The sequence below is a fragment of the Ruegeria sp. AB9 genome (assembly GCF_056542585.1).
This window is the reverse complement of sequence record NZ_JBQGAA010000017.1, coordinates 65616-81856: the sequence shown is the minus strand read 5'-3', so window position 1 is coordinate 81856 and position 16241 is coordinate 65616. Positions and strand designations below refer to the sequence as shown.

The window sequence follows — 16241 nt, the reverse complement described above, 5'->3', positions numbered from 1 at the left end:
GCCGTGTTCGGCAGCCAGACCCGCCATCATCCGGGCGAAGACGCCCTTGTCACTCCACCGTTTCCAGCGGTTGTAATGCGTCTTGTGCGGGCCGTAGGCAGCGGGCGCGTCGCGCCAGCGCAAGCCATTGCGATTGATGAATATAATCCCACTCAATACGCGTCGGTCATCGACCCGTGGTTTGCCGTGTGACTTGGGAAAGAAGGGGTCAAGTCGCGCCATCAGCGTCTCACTCAACCAGAAAAGGTCAGACATGTTCACCGCTCGTTTTGAGCCCCGTGAAACACGAGGTTAAGCGGAAATCAATGGGTCCTGAGCCTAAGCGCGTCAAACTCCACAGCGCCTTTGATCCAGGAGAAGCGATTATCGGCAGGCTGGCCGACGGATTTCTGGTCATGGGAGTCGCTACCATGGAGACACGGTTTGCACCCGTTGTAGCGAGCCCTTAGCTCTTCGAGCGCCACGCCTCGCTGACCGATCCAAAACTCCCGCTGCGCCGGGCTGCTCGAAAAGATGATGTGCGCGAACTTTTCAATTTCCTGACGGATAGTGGCGTCAGCGGCTTGCCTGACTCCCGACGAGCCTTCCCCGGAGCCGCCGGCGACTGCGATAAGGATGTTCTTCTTCGCCTATTCGCTTTCATCAATTACCTTCCGAAGCTGGTCAAAGTTGACTTTCCGGTGAACTTACCATCTCTGCCGCCGTCGGGACCGGGCGCGAATGGCGTCACGCCTTCGCCTAACCAATCGACTGAAATCTTGACACAAAGGTCTTCAAAATCATCGTCGCTGAGTTCGTGTAGACGGAAGTCTCTGCGCATAAATAGCCTGAATTAGAAATAGTCTGCTCAACCCTAACGTTAGGGGATAGGAATTCACTAAGTCAAACCGTTTTACATTTCGTTTGTTAGTCATGATCGCAATTTGAATGCTGGCTTTCCTTGTTGGCGTACCGAATCCCCTTTAGTCGCGTAGTTTCTCATAGAGGAATTAATTCAGTAACTTGTGTCAACTTTCGAAGCCTTCTGCTTCTTCTGCAATCGCGTCTGTCGACACATCCTCAGCAGTCGGTTTTTCTTGCTTTATCCTCGGTGCGGCCTTCTTCCAAACAGCGAGGTTCGAGCCCACTTCGCCGTAAAATAGAGGAACAACATCTTCTAAGTCAGATATGAAGTTGGCCTGTTGTGTGAACCGCCCGCCGAGGCGCTTGGATAAGAAAACGTGGAAGCCGTGCGTAACCAGGTGGTCCTTGCCTTCTTGGCAGATATCAATGTCTTCCCGGAGTTCTGAGGCCAAGTGCTGCGTCGGCTCGCTGGCGCCAGGCCAAAGCAAACGAATATACAGCCCTTCCATATTGTCGACCTTGATCTGTCGCAGCAGCCAATTCAGCCTGGCTTTAGTCGACTTCTTATCTTCAGGCGCTCGGATGGTCATACCTACGTCGACACATCGCCGCTTCAGGTCTGCGGTGACTTCGATAGGGGCGGCCGTATCCGGGACATCTAATGTGCATTGGAGCTGGTGGCGTTCGCGAAGCATCAGCAGCTCATCTTTTTTCGCTGAGCCGGATCGTTGATGTGCTTGCGCGACAGTTTTTCACTGACGGATGTTTCGACCAATCGGCTCAATATCAGCGACAGGTCTCGGGTTTCCTGATGCCAAGCGTCAATCACGACCTGAGCTTCGGGCGACCGCGCTGGAATGACACCGCCGGAAGACACTAGTTTGTTGAGATCACCCCATTCCTTGGGCATCCTATGGAAGCCCTGTACGCCAGCGCTCTCATGGTTGAGGAAGCGCCGAAGCTCATTCAGCAACAGTAGCTGGTCCTTGTCCTCGACTTGCTCATTGCTGATCAGCAACTCCGCGGTCGTGACTACATGCATCCATGACCAGTGATATACGGGAATCTTGGACCTGCTCTTCCTGACTTCCTCAACAGGATGCGCGGTCGGCGTAGTCGCGAATTGATTGGATATCGTGATGACGCAATCGACGCCGTTCTCTTTGGCAAGAGCACGGTATCTTTCAATTTGCTCAGCATCGAGGGTGTTGTTCCCAACTTTGGTTTCTATAAGGGCCTTCCACTCCCGGGACCCAACCTTCAGAACAATCAATCCGTCGGGTCGATCCTTGATTGTCTTGGATTGGTTCTTGAACACAACCTCAGTGAATGCACGTACCTGAGCCCGTTTCCCGCGCTTCTGGCCTACTGATTGGAGCAACGCGGCTCCCAACTCTTCAATCTGAACCATGCAGGCCAGCACAATGGACGTTGTGCGACCTTCCTTTGAAGTGGTTGAGAGAACGGGGAACAAACGTGCAGCTTCGCCTTGAGCCAGGTAATCTGGCAGCTTCTCAGTCATCTACATGCCTACAACTTGAAATTGAATATTATGTCTCAAATAGACAGCTCCAGCAGCTTTCCGTCAAGTTTTCAATGAAGTACCGTTCTCAGAACGAATAAGGGAACGGCCTCTAGCGTGCTTGATAGACCACGCTCTGATAGGAGCAGCGCAATTCAATGAAGTTTCACTCGGATTGGAAGTTCACCCAATGGCAGTCTGTCGAACGAGTTGCCAACAATGACTTAACGCGGGTCGTCGCATTGGTGCCAATCATTGGTTATCTCATCCTATTCAACGACCAAATTGCGGAAATCGCTTCATTTCGGGTGATCGCTGGAGTTGAGCTTGGCGCAGAAACACCGTTTTTTCTAACTGGTGTAGCAAAGATGAGGCTGGTTTTCTTTGGAAGTCTGCTCCTTCTGATTTCCAACCTAATATTTAAGGCCTTTCGCCCACATGTCTTGGAGCTTGCCAAGGGAGACATGGAGTTTGCAGCCAGAGTGGGAGAACGCTACAGCGTCCATGAACTTGCAGCAATGGAAGCACAAGTATTTTCCGATCATTGGAAACCGAGATTGCCTTTGTTCTGGAAAGTGCACGACAAGTTCAGGAACAAGAAGCCGCTGGTTTCAGGCTACCGGCCTGATGTGCGAACATTTATGTTCAACAAGCATGGCGACTACATCAGCTACCTTTCGCGAGAATGGTGGACCGGCGAGATGCATACATTCCGTTTTGCGCGCTTCGTGTCACTAAGTCTGGGTGTCGCCGGAATTTTACTATTAGCAATTCCGACGCTAGATATCACGCTAGCCGTGGTCAGAGACGTTCTTCTGAAACTTTGGTAAGTTGGTTAGCGGCCGCATCTGATGTCGGTTCAAGAACAAGTGGCTGCGTTGGGCTGGAAGCGGCAAACTTCAAGCTTCACGGGAGCCACGATCATGGCATGGATCCAACTAAGATTTGCACTGTGCACAATTATCTTTGGATGCCAAATTCAGTGGGTGTCTATTGCGCCCAAAGTTTTGGGCCAAAGATGCAAATCTTTAGGCGAAATGCAAAGCTATGGGCGCACCTACAACCTGATCAGAAATCCAGATTTTCGACACTCAAAGCGTTTTGCTGGATGAATTCCCGGCGAGGCTCCACGACGTCGCCCATCAACTTGGTAAACAAATCATCGGCCTCAACCATGTCATCCACGCGCACCTGCAACAGCGTACGTGCATCAGGGTCCAGTGTCGTTTCCCACAATTGATCCGGGTTCATCTCGCCCAAGCCTTTGTAGCGCTGCAACGACAGGCCCTTTTCACCCTCTTCCAGGATGGCGCGCAATAAGTCCAGCGGGCCGTGGATCATCTGGCTGCGATCACGGCGGATCAAGGTGGCCGGAGTGTTATAGACCTCTTGCAGACTCTGCGTGAAGCTTCCGGTCTTGCGGGCCTCACCCGAGCGTAGCATCGGGCCGTCCAGCGTGCGAACCTCTTCGACACCACGCAGAATACGGGCCAATCGGATGCCGTGATCCTGTGTGATCCGGCCCTGCCAACCGCGCTCGTATTCCAGCGCGATCAGATCCAACCGTGCTGCGACCTTGTCCGCCACACCTTGCAGGTCAGCATCAACAGCGCCGGGCACAAAGGCTCCGGCAACTGCGGCCTGTTCCAGAATGTGGCGCGGGTAATGCGTCGGGAACGCATCCAGCACACGTTTCAGCTGACGCGCCTCGTCGACCACGCGGGTGAGGTCTTGGCCAATGATTTCTTCACCCGAGCCGAGTTTCAGAACCGCGCCCTCGACGCCCTGATTGATCAGGTAGTCATCCAGAGCGGCCTGGTCCTTCAGGTATACCTCTGACTTTCCGCGTGAAACCTTATAGAGTGGTGGCTGAGCGATGTAGAGGTACCCCCCCTCGATCAACTCCGGCATCTGCCGATAGAAGAAGGTCAGCAGCAACGTCCGGATATGCGCGCCATCTACATCCGCGTCGGTCATGATGACGATCTTGTGGTAGCGCAGTTTCTCGATGTTGAACTCATCGCGGCCAATGCCCGTGCCCAACGCCATAACAAGGTTGCCGATTTCCTGAGACGACAGCATCCGGTCAAACCGGGCACGTTCGACGTTCAGGATTTTCCCGCGTAGCGGCAGAACCGCCTGTGTCAGCCTGTCCCGACCCGTCTGAGCGGAACCACCGGCCGAGTCACCCTCGACCAGAAAGACTTCGGTCTTTGACGGATCCTTCTCGGAACAGTCCTTCAACTTACCAGCCAGGTAATTCACGTCCATCGCAGTCTTGCGGCGGGTCAGTTCACGGGCCTTGCGCGCAGCTTCCCGGGCCAGCGCCGCTTCGATGATTTTGCCAACGATGCCCTTGGCTTCGTTCGGGTTTTCTTCAAACCACTCCGCCAGTTTCTCGTTCATCAAACTTTCGACCGCCGGGCGGACTTCGGATGAAACCAGCTTATCCTTGGTTTGAGATGAGAATTTCGGATCGGGCACTTTGACCGACAATACACAGGTCAGACCCTCACGTGCGTCGTCGCCGGTGAAGCTGACCTTTTCCTTTTTCGCAATACCACTGGACTGGGCGTAGTTATTGATCGTCCGGGTCAGCGCGCCGCGGAAACCAGCCACATGGGTACCACCATCCCGCTGCGGGATGTTGTTGGTGAAGGGCAGAACCGTCTCGTGGTAGCTGTCATTCCACCACATCGCGATCTCGACACCGATTTCGTCGCGTTCACCCTTGATATAGATCGGTTCGGGCATGGCCGGAGTTTTAGACCGGTCGAGGTATTTGACGAATTCTTTGACGCCGCCTTCATAGAACAGCTCGGTTTCCAGCCGCTCTGCGGGGCGTTCATCGATCAGGATGATCCGCACCCCCGAATTCAGGAAGGCCAGTTCGCGCAGACGCTTTTCCAGAGTTTCAAACGAGTATTCGAGGTTCGAGAACGTGTTCGTTGACGCCAGAAACCGCACTTCGGTCCCTGTACGATTGCCACACTCACCGACAACCTTCAGATGTTCCGCTGTTTCGCCACCCTCAAAGCGCGCAACGTGCTCCTTGCCCGCACGCCAGATACGCAGCTCCAGCCAATCTGACAGCGCGTTAACCACCGAAACACCCACACCGTGCAGACCACCCGAAACTTTGTAAGAATTGCTGTCGAACTTACCGCCAGCGTGCAGTTGGGTCATGATGACCTCGGCTGCGGACACGCCTTCTTCGGGGTGGATATCAACCGGAATTCCGCGACCGTTGTCGCTGACCGATACACTGGAATCCGCGTGGATCTTCACCGTCACATGGTCAGCATGACCCGCCAGGGCTTCGTCGATCCCGTTGTCGACGACCTCATACACCATGTGGTGCAGTCCCGAGCCATCATCCGTGTCCCCGATATACATGCCGGGGCGCTTGCGAACAGCCTCCAAGCCTTTGAGAACCTTGATGGAATCAGCGCCGTATTCTTGGGGGGCCTGTGCGTCTTCGGACATTCAGTCAGTACCTATATTATTTTGGTAACTTATACGTTTTCTGGTGGGGATTGTCACGCGATCCCCCAACATTTTGTGTTTGATCGCGTTGTTTTTTGCCTTTCCGAATCCGGCTCACAAACGGTCAATATCAAAAGCGATATCCGCCGCGATTTCCAGTGCATCGACATCCTTGCGTTCGGCCGACAAACGCAACCCAAGAATGTCCGACTGATACCGCGCTGCCAGCCGATCTGGATCATGTTCGGGCCGGATTTCACCAGCATCCTGAGCGCTGCGAAACAGCTCAGCGAAACATGTTTTCATTTCTGCCATGTGACGCGCAGCCTGACCCGCGAGTTCGTGATCCTTCGCTTGCAACTCCGCATATGTCTTTGCCAACATGCAGGCTTTCGTCGGGTTCTCGACCGCCTCAATCACCAATCGAGGTTGCGCTTTTAGCGCTTCTTTCGGGCCCAGTCTTTCCGCGAGGGCCTTCAGGCGCGCCACACCTTCCTGCGTGTAGCTTTCAAGCGTTAACGCATAGAGCGCATCCTTCGATCCGAAAGCCGCATAAAAACTACCGGGTTTCAGTTTCAATTCCCGCTCCAGATCCTTCAGCGATGTACCAGCCCATCCCTGACGCCAGAAGATATCCTTCGCCTTCTCGATCAACGCGCCACGATCATATGCGGGTTTTCGGGGCATCAGCATCACCTATTCTTGAACGTTCGCTCAAATATATACTTGAGTGATCGCTCAAGAAACCCTAAATACGACCCATCACGCCAGAAACAGGAGTTCCAATATGGCCAATTTCCCGTCTCATGACCTCGAATCCGCACCCGAGGCGTCCAAACCGTTGCTGGAAAAGTCACAGGCAGCCTTTGGCCGTTTGCCCGGTCTGCACAAGGTGATGGCGGAAAGCCCTCAGCACCTTGAGGGCTATCAGGTTCTGCACGGTCTGTTCCTGCAAACTGATTTTGACAACGATGAAAAAACCGTCGTCTGGCAGACCATCAACGTGGAAAACGAATGCCATTACTGCGTGCCCGCACACACCGGCATCGCAAAGATGATGAAGGTATCAGACGCGATAACTGAGGCTTTGCGCAATGAAACCCCACTGCCTTCGCCCAAGCTCGAAGCGCTGCGCACCTTCACCCTGCAAGTGATGGAAACCCGTGGCAACCCGACCGAGGAACAGCTTCAGGCGTTCTTCGACGCGGGCTATTCGCATCGTGCGGTTCTGGACGTAGTGCTGGGCCTGGCACAAAAAACCATGTCAAACTACGTCAACCACATGGCCAAAACACCGGTCGATGAAGTCATGCGCGGTTTCCTGTGGGAGCGCAAAGTCAACGAACCGGCCTAAGCCGCCACGACTGATCCGTCATCGCCTTCGGTCACGATCAGCGTCTGGGCCCGGTCACCCAACTCTGCAAACAGTTCAGGCCCGGTGCCCGTCATCCAGGCCTGAGCACCCAACGCGCAAATTTCGTTGTAAAGTGCTGCGCGCCGACCCGCGTCCAGATGGGCGGCCACCTCATCCAGCAAGACAATCGGCGGCGCACCCACCATCTCGGCCAATGCACGCGCGTTCGACAGGATCAGTGAAACCAGCAGTGCCTTTTGCTCACCGGTCGAACAATCCTTGGCTGAAACGCCCTTGGCGGCAAACACACCATAGAGATCCGACCGATGCGGCCCAACCAAAGTCCGGCCCGCCGCCAAGTCTCTAAAGCGGCTTTCCTTGAGAGCTTCACGCAAATCATCAACCGACTCGGGCATCGCGCCTTCGGTTTGCACCAATTCCAACTCGGCAGAAGGAAAAGTCGTTTCTGCTTGTTCCTGTGCGGCGCGCAAATGATTAAGCGCCGTTACCCGCGCTGTATGAATACGGTGCCCCATCTCGGCCAACTGGCCCTCAAGCGCGGCGTACCAATGCGCATCCCGCACCTGCTCTTTCAGCAAACGGTTACGCTCGCGCATCGCTTTTTCGTAAGCCAGCGAAGCCTCTGCATGAGACGGATCAAAACTGAGCGCAATGCGATCAAGAAACCGGCGCCGACCTTCGGCCCCTTCAATCCACAGGCGGTCCATGGATGGAACCAGCCAGACCACCCGCGCAAGTTTACCCAGATCAATCTGGGTGGCGGGTTTTCCATCAATCCTCACCTGCCGTGCGGCACCACCCTCAGACCAGGTTTCGATTTCGAAATTCTGACCCTGCGATTGCAACAGTCCCGACAGTTTCCAGCCCAACGCCTCGGGCCGCCGCGTCATCTCGGCCGCGCTTGCCCGCCGCATCCCGCGACCGGGTGAAAACAAGGATACTGCTTCCAGAATATTGGTCTTGCCCGCCCCGTTCGGCCCGTGAATCGCCACCGGCCGCCCGTCCAAAGGCAACCGCGCCAGCTTGTGAGACCGAAAATGCGAGACCGTAAGCTCGGTCAGGGCCAATCCCATGACCCCTCCCTTCATCTTTTCAAAAATACTCCCGCCGGAGGCATCGCGCGTCCGCGATCAGACGCGCATTGGCATGACGACATAAACTGCGCTCTGATCATTGCCTTCGCGCATCAGGGTCGGATCACCGGCTGAATTGAACATGAACACCGCATTCTCTCGATCCACTTGCGAGGCGATCTCCAGCAAGTACTTGGCGTTGAACCCGATCTCCAGCCGCTCGTCGCCATAGGCCACGGCCAGTTCTTCCTCTGCCGCGCCACTATCCGGTGCGTTCACCGACAGGACCAGCTTGTCGCCATCCAGTTGCAGCTTCACCGCACGCGACCGTTCCGAAGACACCGTCGCCACCCGGTCCACGGCCTGTGCGAACTCGGCAGCATCCACTTCCAGCTTGCGTGTATTTCCCTGCGGGATAACGCGTGTGTAATCGGGGAAGGTACCATCAATGACCTTCGACGTCAGGGTGATATCCGGCGTGGCAAAGCGGACCTTGGTTTCGCTGACTGACACGGCGATATCCATCTCGTCATCATCCAGCAGCTTGCGCAGCTCGCCCACGGTTTTTCTGGGAACGATAACGCCTGGCATGTCCGCCGCACCGTCTGGCAGATCGGCATCGATCCGAGCGAGACGGTGACCATCGGTGGCCACACAGCGCAGCACCTTGCCGCCTTCTGACCCGTCGGCCACATGCATGTAGACACCGTTCAGATAGTACCGGGTTTCTTCCGTCGAGATTGCGAATTTCGACTTGTCGAACAACCGGCGCAACAGCGCGGCGGATGCGGTGAAATTCGATTGGTATTCCGAGGACGCCATAACCGGAAAGTCCTCTTTCGGCAGTGTCGCCAAGGAGAAATTCGATCTGCCGGCCTCAACCGTCAGACGCCCTGCTGCGCTGTCCGCGGTCAGCGTGACCAACGCTCCGTCGGGCAGTTTGCGCACGATCTCATGCAGGGTGGTTGCAGCAACTGTCGTGGCCCCTGCTTTTTCGACCTGTGCCGGGGCCTTGTCGACCACTTCGATATCCAGGTCGGTCGCCCGAAACAGGGCCTGATCGCCTTCCGCCTCTATCAGCACGTTCGCAAGTATGGGAATGGTATTGCGACGTTCCACAACGGATTGGGCTTGCGAAACGGCCTTGAGAAGGGTGCCGCGTTCGATGCTGATCTTCATACCCTCAGTTCCTCTGACTTGCGTACCGACATGGGCGGGACTGGCACGTTAGCGGTTCCACCCTGAGGCACAAGGATTTTTTACGGATTTCTGGGTTGGAATGCCCCCAGCGTCAAGGGCAGCGTGCCCCATACGCCTCAGTTCTGTTCCAACCGTGGATTAATGCGCACAAGAATTCGCCCCGGGCGCGAAGACCCGGGGCGTTTTCTTGCAATGCAGGCGCAAATCAGGCTTCGAGTGACCGGCGCAGCATTTCCACATCCTCGGCGATCTGACCATCGGTCAGCTTCAGCTCTTCAATGCGCTTCACGCCGTGCATGACGGTTGTGTGGTCGCGCCCACCAAAACGGCGGCCAATCTCAGGCAGGGACCGGCTGGTCAATTGCTTGCACAGATACATCGCCACCTGACGCGGACGCGCGTAGGAACGCAGTCGCTTGGGTCCGATGATGTCGGACAGGCGGATGTTGTAGTAATCCGAAACCTTGCGCTGAATCTCTTCGACCGTGATCTTGCGCTCGGACGCGCGCAGAACATCGGCCAGACAATCCTGCGTCAGTTCCATGTCGATCTCGCGGCCAACCAGCGACGCGAAAGCGAACAGGCGGGTCAACGCGCCTTCGAGCACGCGCACATTGGTCGAGATACGATGGGCCAGAAACTCCAGGACACCGTCAGCAATGGTCAAGTCAGGATAGGTCGAGCTGTATTGCTGCACCTTGTTTTGAAGAATGCCAAGACGCAGTTCGTAGTCGGTCGGGTGCAGGTCGACCACCAGACCACATTGCAGGCGGGATTTTACCCGATCTTCCAGATCCTTGATCTCGCCCGGGGCGCGGTCGGCCGAAATGATGATCTGTTTGTTCTGATCCACCAGTGCGTTGAACGTGTGGAAAAACTCTTCCTGTGTAGAATCCTTGCCAGCGATGAACTGCACATCATCAACCATCAAAACGTCTACCGAGCGGAACAGGTGTTTAAAGTCCATCATCCGACGCTCGCGCAGGGCTTGCACGAACCGGTACATGAACTGTTCCGCTGAAAGGTACAGAACGTTCAGTTCAGGATGTTTGGTTTTCAGCTCCCATGCGATGGCGTGCATCAGGTGGGTTTTACCCAAGCCTACGCCACCATACAGAACCAGCGGGTTAAAGGTCACCGGGCCACCTTCGGACACACGACGCGCAGCAGCGTGGGCCAGTTCATTGGGTTTGCCGACTACAAAACTGTCAAAGGTAAAGCGGGAATCCAACGGCGCAGCCTGCAGCGACTCCAATGCGTCCTGTGCTGTATCCACGACAGGCGCGGTGACAGGTTCAGGCTGCGCTTCAGGTGCTGCTGTTGCTGCAGTCTTCGGACGCACAGGCGAGTTTGCGGCAACGCGGAAATCCAGGCGCCGCACAGTTTCACCTGCGGTATTCAGTTCGTACAATATGAGGTCAGCAAAATTCTGACTAACGTAATTGCCCATAAAATTGGTCGGCACGGAGAAAACCGCCACGCCATCCTGAAGCTCTTTAAATTCCAAAGGCTCGATCCAGGTCGTGTAATTGTTCCGACCGATGGCCTTTAGCAATTTGTTGCGTAGTAGTCCCCATTTCTCTTGTGTCATTCAGCGCCTCACGCATCCCATTCTTATTGGCCTGTCGGCCTTATTCATACGAAGCCGGTTTTCCGGTCATGTATTCACGCGCCCAAAGGTGTCCCATCACCAAACCTGACGGCTTGGCGGGACTGTCCCGGAAAGCTTGTACAACCTCTGGCTTGACGCTCAGCAATATCTGAGCGCCCCGTTAAGCGGGTTGCACGTCGCAATCTCAATTTTTAGACAGGGCCGAGATTACCGGGTAAAACCCGGAAATCACGGCAGATCGGCAGCCTGGCTCATGCCAGTCGTCGACAATTGTCCCCAGATCGTTCTGATGCCCGTCAGTTCGATCGGGTAAACAGCCTGTCCCCCCAAGCGAGTGAATCGCTGACATCAGTGGTAGCAATTCGAAGCGGGGCGCGGCAATGAAACTCTGTTATTGACTCGGTTCTTTGGCCGAAAGAATCTCTCGGTTTCGTGAAGGCGCGGTTTTCTGGCAACACGAAAAAAGGCGCCGCATTGTGCGACGCCTTTCAGAATAGTTCAGCCATTCTGACGTGACCTAGGGTCACCCAGAAGCTTAGCCCAGCGCTTTGACGCGCGAGGACAGGCGCGACATTTTGCGGGCCGCAGTGTTCTTGTGGAAAACACCTTTGGTAACGCCGCGCATCAGCTCGGGCTGAGCTGCACGCAGAGCTGCGGTCGCTGCGTCCTTATCGCCGGACGCGATTGCTTCTTCGACTTTACGCAGATAGGTGCGGATGCGCGAACGACGCGCTTTGTTGATTGCGAAACGCTTGTCATTCTGACGAGCGCGTTTTTTTGCCTGAGGCGAGTTAGCCATGTGATTCTGACCTTCGTTCGGTACGGTTATCTTGTGTTGCGCGCCACGGACATATCCGCACCGGATCAGAAATCACGAGTGTGAGTCGGGCCAGGCGGGCCGCACGCGCATGTATAGCGGCGGTCTTTAGCCAAGTTTACAGGGTTTGCCAAGTCGATTCTTCGAACCATGGCCGGGAATAAAGGGGCGGGCTTAGGCCCACCCAGCTTAGAGGCCCTGCGCGTTACTTGTCGCGGAATTGCGCTGTGCGCTTTTCCAGGAACGCTGCCATGCCTTCTTTCTGATCTTCGGTTGCGAACATCGAATGGAAGACACGGCGTTCGAACAACATACCTTCGCTTAGCGGAAGCTCGTAGCTGCGATTCACCGCTTCTTTCGCGGCCAGTGCGGTCAGCTGTGATTTTTCAGCAATTTTCTGCGCCGCACCTACAGCTTCTTCGATCAGTTTCTTGGCGGGTACAACGCGGCTGACAAGGCCCGCACGTTCAGCTTCGTCCGCATCCATGAATCGCCCTGTCAGGTTCATGTCCATCGATTTGGATTTGCCGACAAACCGCGTCAGACGCTGACTTCCACCCAGACCGGCAATAACGCCCAAATTGATCTCGGGCTGGCCAAACTTGGCGGTGTCCGCCGCGATGATGAAATCGCACAGCATGGCAAGTTCACACCCGCCCCCCAATGCATAGCCTGCAACAGCTGCGATGATTGGCTTGCGGATTGCGGTGACACGATCGTTCGCGTCGGCAAAGAGGTTGACGTTGTAAACGTCGACAAAACTCATCTCGGACATTTCCTTGATGTCCGCGCCAGCCGCGAAGGCTTTGTCCGATCCGGTGATCACGATGCACCGCACCTTGTCATTGCTGTCCGCATCTTCCAGCGCGGTGCAAAGCTCACCCAGCAACTGAGTGTTCAGCGCGTTCAACGCGTCCGGTCGGTTGAGTTTGATAAGAGCGACGTGGTCTTCGATTTCGACGATGATCGTCTCAAAAGCCATGAGGTGAAAGCTTCCGGTTGTTCCGTTCAGGTACGATTCCTTACCACGCGAAAAACTTGGATCAAGTTATCTTTGGCATTGCGCACAATAGAAGGATGAGCGACCGGACTGGGTGATTCTCTTGATCGGCGCGCCGCATCCTTCGGTTCGGCATGCCTCGCCCTCGCGACCGTAGACATCAAATCTGTGCTGAAAATATCCAAGCTCTCCATCGGCTTGGCGGAAATCCCGCAGGGAGGAACCCCCGGCTTCGATGGCGTCCTGCAACACCTGCCGGATGATCGGAACAAGCGCCGCAACGCGGGGTGCAGAAATCTGACCGGCTTTGCGACGTGGCGACACTCGGCCGCGATAAAGAGCCTCGCAAACATAGATATTGCCCAAACCGGCAACGATTCCCTGATCCAGCAGGGCTGATTTGACCGGAGTGTTCTTGCCTTTGAACGCGTCGATCAGATGTTGGTCATGAAAATCGTTGCCCAATGGTTCGGGCCCCAGAACCGACAGCAGCTTGTGATCTTCAGCAGTGACGGTTTGCAACAGGTCCATCGCACCAAACCGGCGCGGATCATTGAAGGTGATGCGCGCCCCGTTGGCCATATGAAAGACCACATGATCATGCTTTTGCGCGGCAGGATGTTCATGCACGAACTGGCCCAAGGGATCTCCCGACACTGTCATCCGCCCCGACATACCCAGATGGATCAACAGTGTCTCACCGCTGCTGAGATCCGCCAGGATGTACTTCGACCGCCGCCGCAGGCGATCCACCCGCTGCCCGGTCAGCCGTTCTGCCATGCGCTCGGGGAACGGCCAGCGCAGATCGGGGCGATTCACGTCTGCCCGTTCGATCACAATCCCTTCCATTGCAGGGCTCAGACCGCGTCTTACTGTCTCGACCTCAGGTAATTCGGGCATTACACGGCTCCTAATTCAAAGGGCCGCATTGTGCCCGCCTCTCTTGGCCCTATAACAGAGGCGAAATTCGACAAACGGCAAGGCAAATGTCCGACAACAGCGACAAGACCACTCATTTCGGGTTCGAAACCGTGCGCGAGGCCGACAAGGCCGGGCGCGTGCAGGGCGTGTTCAACTCGGTTGCCTCGAAATATGACGTGATGAACGATGTCATGTCGATGGGCATCCACCGAGTCTGGAAAGACGCGATGATGGACTGGCTGGCCCCACGCCCCGGTCAACGTCTGCTGGATGTGGCGGGCGGCACCGGTGACATCTCATTCCGGTTCCTCAAACGCGCAGGCTATGGCCACGCGACCGTGCTGGACCTGACCGAGCCGATGCTGGTTGAAGGCCGGCAGCGCGCCGAGGCCGATCAGATGTCGGACAGTCTGAACTGGGTCGTAGGCGATGCCATGGCCCTGCCGTTCGAAGACAATACATTTGACGTCTATACGATCTCATTCGGCATTCGGAACGTCACCCGCCCGCAAGATGCTCTGAACGAGGCGTATCGTGTGCTGAAACCCGGGGGCCGCCTGATGGTTCTGGAATTCAGTCAGCTGCCCAGTGACGGGCTGCAGAAACTGTATGACCTTTACAGCTTCAATGTCATCCCGCGTATGGGGAAACTGATCGCCAATGACTATGACAGCTATCAGTACCTGGTCGAATCGATCCGAAAGTTTCCCGATCAGGAGACATTTCTGAACATGGTTCGCACCGCAGGCTTCGAAAATGCCAAATACCGCAACCTGAGCATGGGAATCGCTGCGCTGCATTCCGGCTGGAAAATCTGACACATGCGCGGCCCTCATAATATCATCCGCCTGATCCGTACAGGCGCCACGCTCGAGCGCACAGGCGCCATGAATGTGGTGCTGGATGCGTTCGAAGCTCCGCGCGCGGTTCGCATTCTGGCCCACGCATTAGGCAAGCCCTTTCAATGGCTTGGCTACAAAGGCGACCCCGACATGCCGCCCGCCACCCGAGCACTGACGGCACTGGGTCCTGCCTATATTAAATTCGGGCAAGTGCTTTCGACCCGTCCCGACGTCGTCGGAAATGAACTGGCAGAGCAACTGCGCGTTCTGCAAGACAAGCTGCCCCCTTTCTCTAAAGCCGAGGCCATGGCCGAGGTCGAGAAAGAGCTTGGCCAACCGATCTCAGAGATGTTCAGCGATTTCAGCGAACCCATCGCTGCTGCCTCAATCGCTCAGGTCCACAAGGCCAAGCTGGCCAGTTCCGGAGAAGACGTGGCCGTCAAGGTCCTGCGTCCCAACATCGAACGTGCCTTCCGCAAGGATGTGGATGCGTTCTACTTCGCAGCCCGCATCGTCGATTTGTTTGCGCCGGGCGCGCGCCGACTGCGTCCGATGGATGTGATCGAACATTTCGACGGTGTTGTGCGCGGCGAACTGGACCTGCGTCTGGAAAGCGCCGCCGCATCAGAATATGCCTCCAACACCAAGGACGACGCCGGTTTCTGGCTGCCGCCCGTTGTGTGGTCCCTGTCGGCGCGCCGTGTCATGACGCTCAGTTGGGCAGACGGTATTGCACTGGGTGACAACGAAGCGCTGGATGCCGCAGGCCACAACCGAAATGATCTGGCAGAACGTGTCCTGCGCCTGTTCCTTCTGCATGCCCTGCGCGACGGCTATTTCCACGCCGACATGCACCAGGGCAACCTGAAGGTGGCCGCGAACGGAGACATCATTGCCTATGACTACGGCATCATGGGTCATATCGATGAGTACACCCGCCGGGTCTATGCCGAGATTCTTTTCGGCTTCATTCGCCGCGACTACAAACGCGTGGCCGAGGTTCATTTCGAAGCCGGCTACGTTCCCGCCAATCAGGACGTAGACGAGTTTGCCCGCGCCCTGCGCGCAGTGGGCGAGCCCATCTTCGGAATGGACGCCACGCATATTTCCATGGGCCGATTGCTGAGCTATCTGTTCGAGGTCACTGAACGGTTCGGGATGGAAACCCGAACCGAGTTGATCCTGCTGCAACGCACCATGGTTGTCGTCGAAGGCGTCGCACGCTCATTGGATTCTCATATGAACATCTGGGAAGTTGCGCGCCCCGTGGTCGAAGACTACATCAAACAGTCCATCGGCCCCCGAGCGGTCCTGCGGGACTTCGGCAAAACGGCCATGGTTCTGGCTCGCTTCGGCCCGCGTCTGCCGGCACTGGTCGAAAACGCACTGATCGCGCAGACACAGAGGGACGAACCGCAGACACCCACCCTGTGGTCCCTTTTTCTGCCCGCCACGATCGGCGCCGCAGCAGGTGCAGCGCTGGTCTTGCTGGTCAACGCGCTCAGCTGAACCAACCCGCCTGCTTCATCTGGCCACAAATATCCTCGGGG

The 16241-nt window shown here is 56.1% G+C and carries 15 protein-coding genes and 1 pseudogene; 4 read left to right on the top strand and 12 right to left on the bottom strand.

The window, feature by feature from the left end; translation table 11 throughout:
* From ACR0K5_RS22270 to ACR0K5_RS22255, 4 genes and pseudogenes are all read right to left on the bottom strand, one after another.
* Positions 1–255, bottom strand: a 255-nt coding sequence (locus ACR0K5_RS22270; protein WP_480631734.1) for a transposase, incomplete at its 3' end; no start/stop codon positions are given.
* A gap of 62 nt (positions 256–317) precedes the next feature.
* Positions 318–677 (bottom strand): annotated as a pseudogene (locus tag ACR0K5_RS22265) (TrlF family ATPase); the annotation flags it as partial.
* Between the two features lie 330 nt (positions 678–1007).
* Positions 1008–1538: a hypothetical protein gene (locus tag ACR0K5_RS22260; protein WP_480631733.1), complete on the bottom strand. Its 531-nt coding sequence runs from the start codon at positions 1536–1538 to the stop codon at positions 1008–1010.
* Complete coding sequence (locus ACR0K5_RS22255) at positions 1538–2365, bottom strand: hypothetical protein (protein WP_480631732.1); 828 nt, start codon at positions 2363–2365, stop codon at positions 1538–1540. Before ACR0K5_RS22255 ends, ACR0K5_RS22260 begins: the two co-directional genes overlap by 1 nt.
* A gap of 158 nt (positions 2366–2523) precedes the next feature.
* On the opposite strand from ACR0K5_RS22255, the gene ACR0K5_RS22250 reads away from it, so the two are divergent.
* Positions 2524–3195 (top strand): hypothetical protein, encoded by a 672-nt coding sequence (locus ACR0K5_RS22250; RefSeq protein WP_480631731.1) that lies wholly within the window; start codon positions 2524–2526, stop codon positions 3193–3195.
* A gap of 238 nt (positions 3196–3433) precedes the next feature.
* On the opposite strand, the gene gyrB is transcribed toward ACR0K5_RS22250, so the two are convergent.
* Together gyrB and ACR0K5_RS22240 are read right to left on the bottom strand one after the other, a co-directional pair.
* Entirely contained in the window at positions 3434–5851 is a 2418-nt protein-coding gene (gyrB, locus tag ACR0K5_RS22245; protein WP_480631730.1) for a DNA topoisomerase (ATP-hydrolyzing) subunit B, read from the bottom strand.
* Between the two features lie 114 nt (positions 5852–5965).
* The gene (locus tag ACR0K5_RS22240) at positions 5966–6538 is read right to left on the bottom strand and encodes a TetR/AcrR family transcriptional regulator (protein ID WP_480631729.1); all 573 of its coding nucleotides are present in this window, start codon (positions 6536–6538) and stop codon (positions 5966–5968) included.
* A gap of 100 nt (positions 6539–6638) precedes the next feature.
* Between ACR0K5_RS22240 and ACR0K5_RS22235 the strand changes: the two genes are divergently transcribed.
* Complete coding sequence (locus tag ACR0K5_RS22235) at positions 6639–7205, top strand: carboxymuconolactone decarboxylase family protein (protein ID WP_480631728.1); 567 nt, start codon at positions 6639–6641, stop codon at positions 7203–7205.
* On the opposite strand, the gene recF is transcribed toward ACR0K5_RS22235, so the two are convergent.
* The 6 genes from recF to mutM all read right to left on the bottom strand — a co-directional run bounded on the left by recF (position 7202) and on the right by mutM (position 13828).
* Positions 7202–8299, bottom strand: a complete 1098-nt coding sequence (gene recF / locus ACR0K5_RS22230) for a DNA replication/repair protein RecF (RefSeq protein WP_480631727.1) — start codon at positions 8297–8299, stop codon at positions 7202–7204. The two genes, ACR0K5_RS22235 and recF, sit on opposite strands and share 4 nt — an antisense overlap.
* Before the next feature lie 57 nt (positions 8300–8356).
* Positions 8357–9478: a DNA polymerase III subunit beta gene (dnaN, locus tag ACR0K5_RS22225; protein ID WP_155146635.1), complete on the bottom strand. Its 1122-nt coding sequence runs from the start codon at positions 9476–9478 to the stop codon at positions 8357–8359.
* Positions 9479–9704: 226 nt separating this feature from the next.
* The gene (gene dnaA, locus ACR0K5_RS22220) at positions 9705–11090 is read right to left on the bottom strand and encodes a chromosomal replication initiator protein DnaA (RefSeq protein ID WP_480631726.1); all 1386 of its coding nucleotides are present in this window, start codon (positions 11088–11090) and stop codon (positions 9705–9707) included.
* A gap of 556 nt (positions 11091–11646) precedes the next feature.
* On the bottom strand, positions 11647–11910 hold the full coding sequence (rpsT, locus tag ACR0K5_RS22215; RefSeq protein ID WP_480631725.1) for a 30S ribosomal protein S20: 264 nt from the start codon (positions 11908–11910) through the stop codon (positions 11647–11649).
* Between the two features lie 223 nt (positions 11911–12133).
* A complete protein-coding gene (locus ACR0K5_RS22210) occupies positions 12134–12910 on the bottom strand; it encodes an enoyl-CoA hydratase (RefSeq protein WP_480631724.1) in 777 nt (258 codons plus the stop codon).
* A 66-nt stretch (positions 12911–12976) separates the two neighbouring features.
* Complete coding sequence (gene mutM / locus ACR0K5_RS22205; RefSeq protein WP_480631723.1) at positions 12977–13828, bottom strand: bifunctional DNA-formamidopyrimidine glycosylase/DNA-(apurinic or apyrimidinic site) lyase; 852 nt, start codon at positions 13826–13828, stop codon at positions 12977–12979.
* A gap of 86 nt (positions 13829–13914) precedes the next feature.
* Here mutM and ubiE point away from each other — a divergent pair, with 86 nt between their 5' ends.
* Positions 13915–14667, top strand: a complete 753-nt coding sequence (gene ubiE, locus ACR0K5_RS22200) for a bifunctional demethylmenaquinone methyltransferase/2-methoxy-6-polyprenyl-1,4-benzoquinol methylase UbiE (RefSeq protein WP_480631722.1) — start codon at positions 13915–13917, stop codon at positions 14665–14667.
* A gap of 3 nt (positions 14668–14670) precedes the next feature.
* A complete protein-coding gene (gene ubiB / locus ACR0K5_RS22195) occupies positions 14671–16200 on the top strand; it encodes a 2-polyprenylphenol 6-hydroxylase (protein WP_480631721.1) in 1530 nt (509 codons plus the stop codon).
* Positions 16201–16241 lie beyond the last annotated feature (41 nt).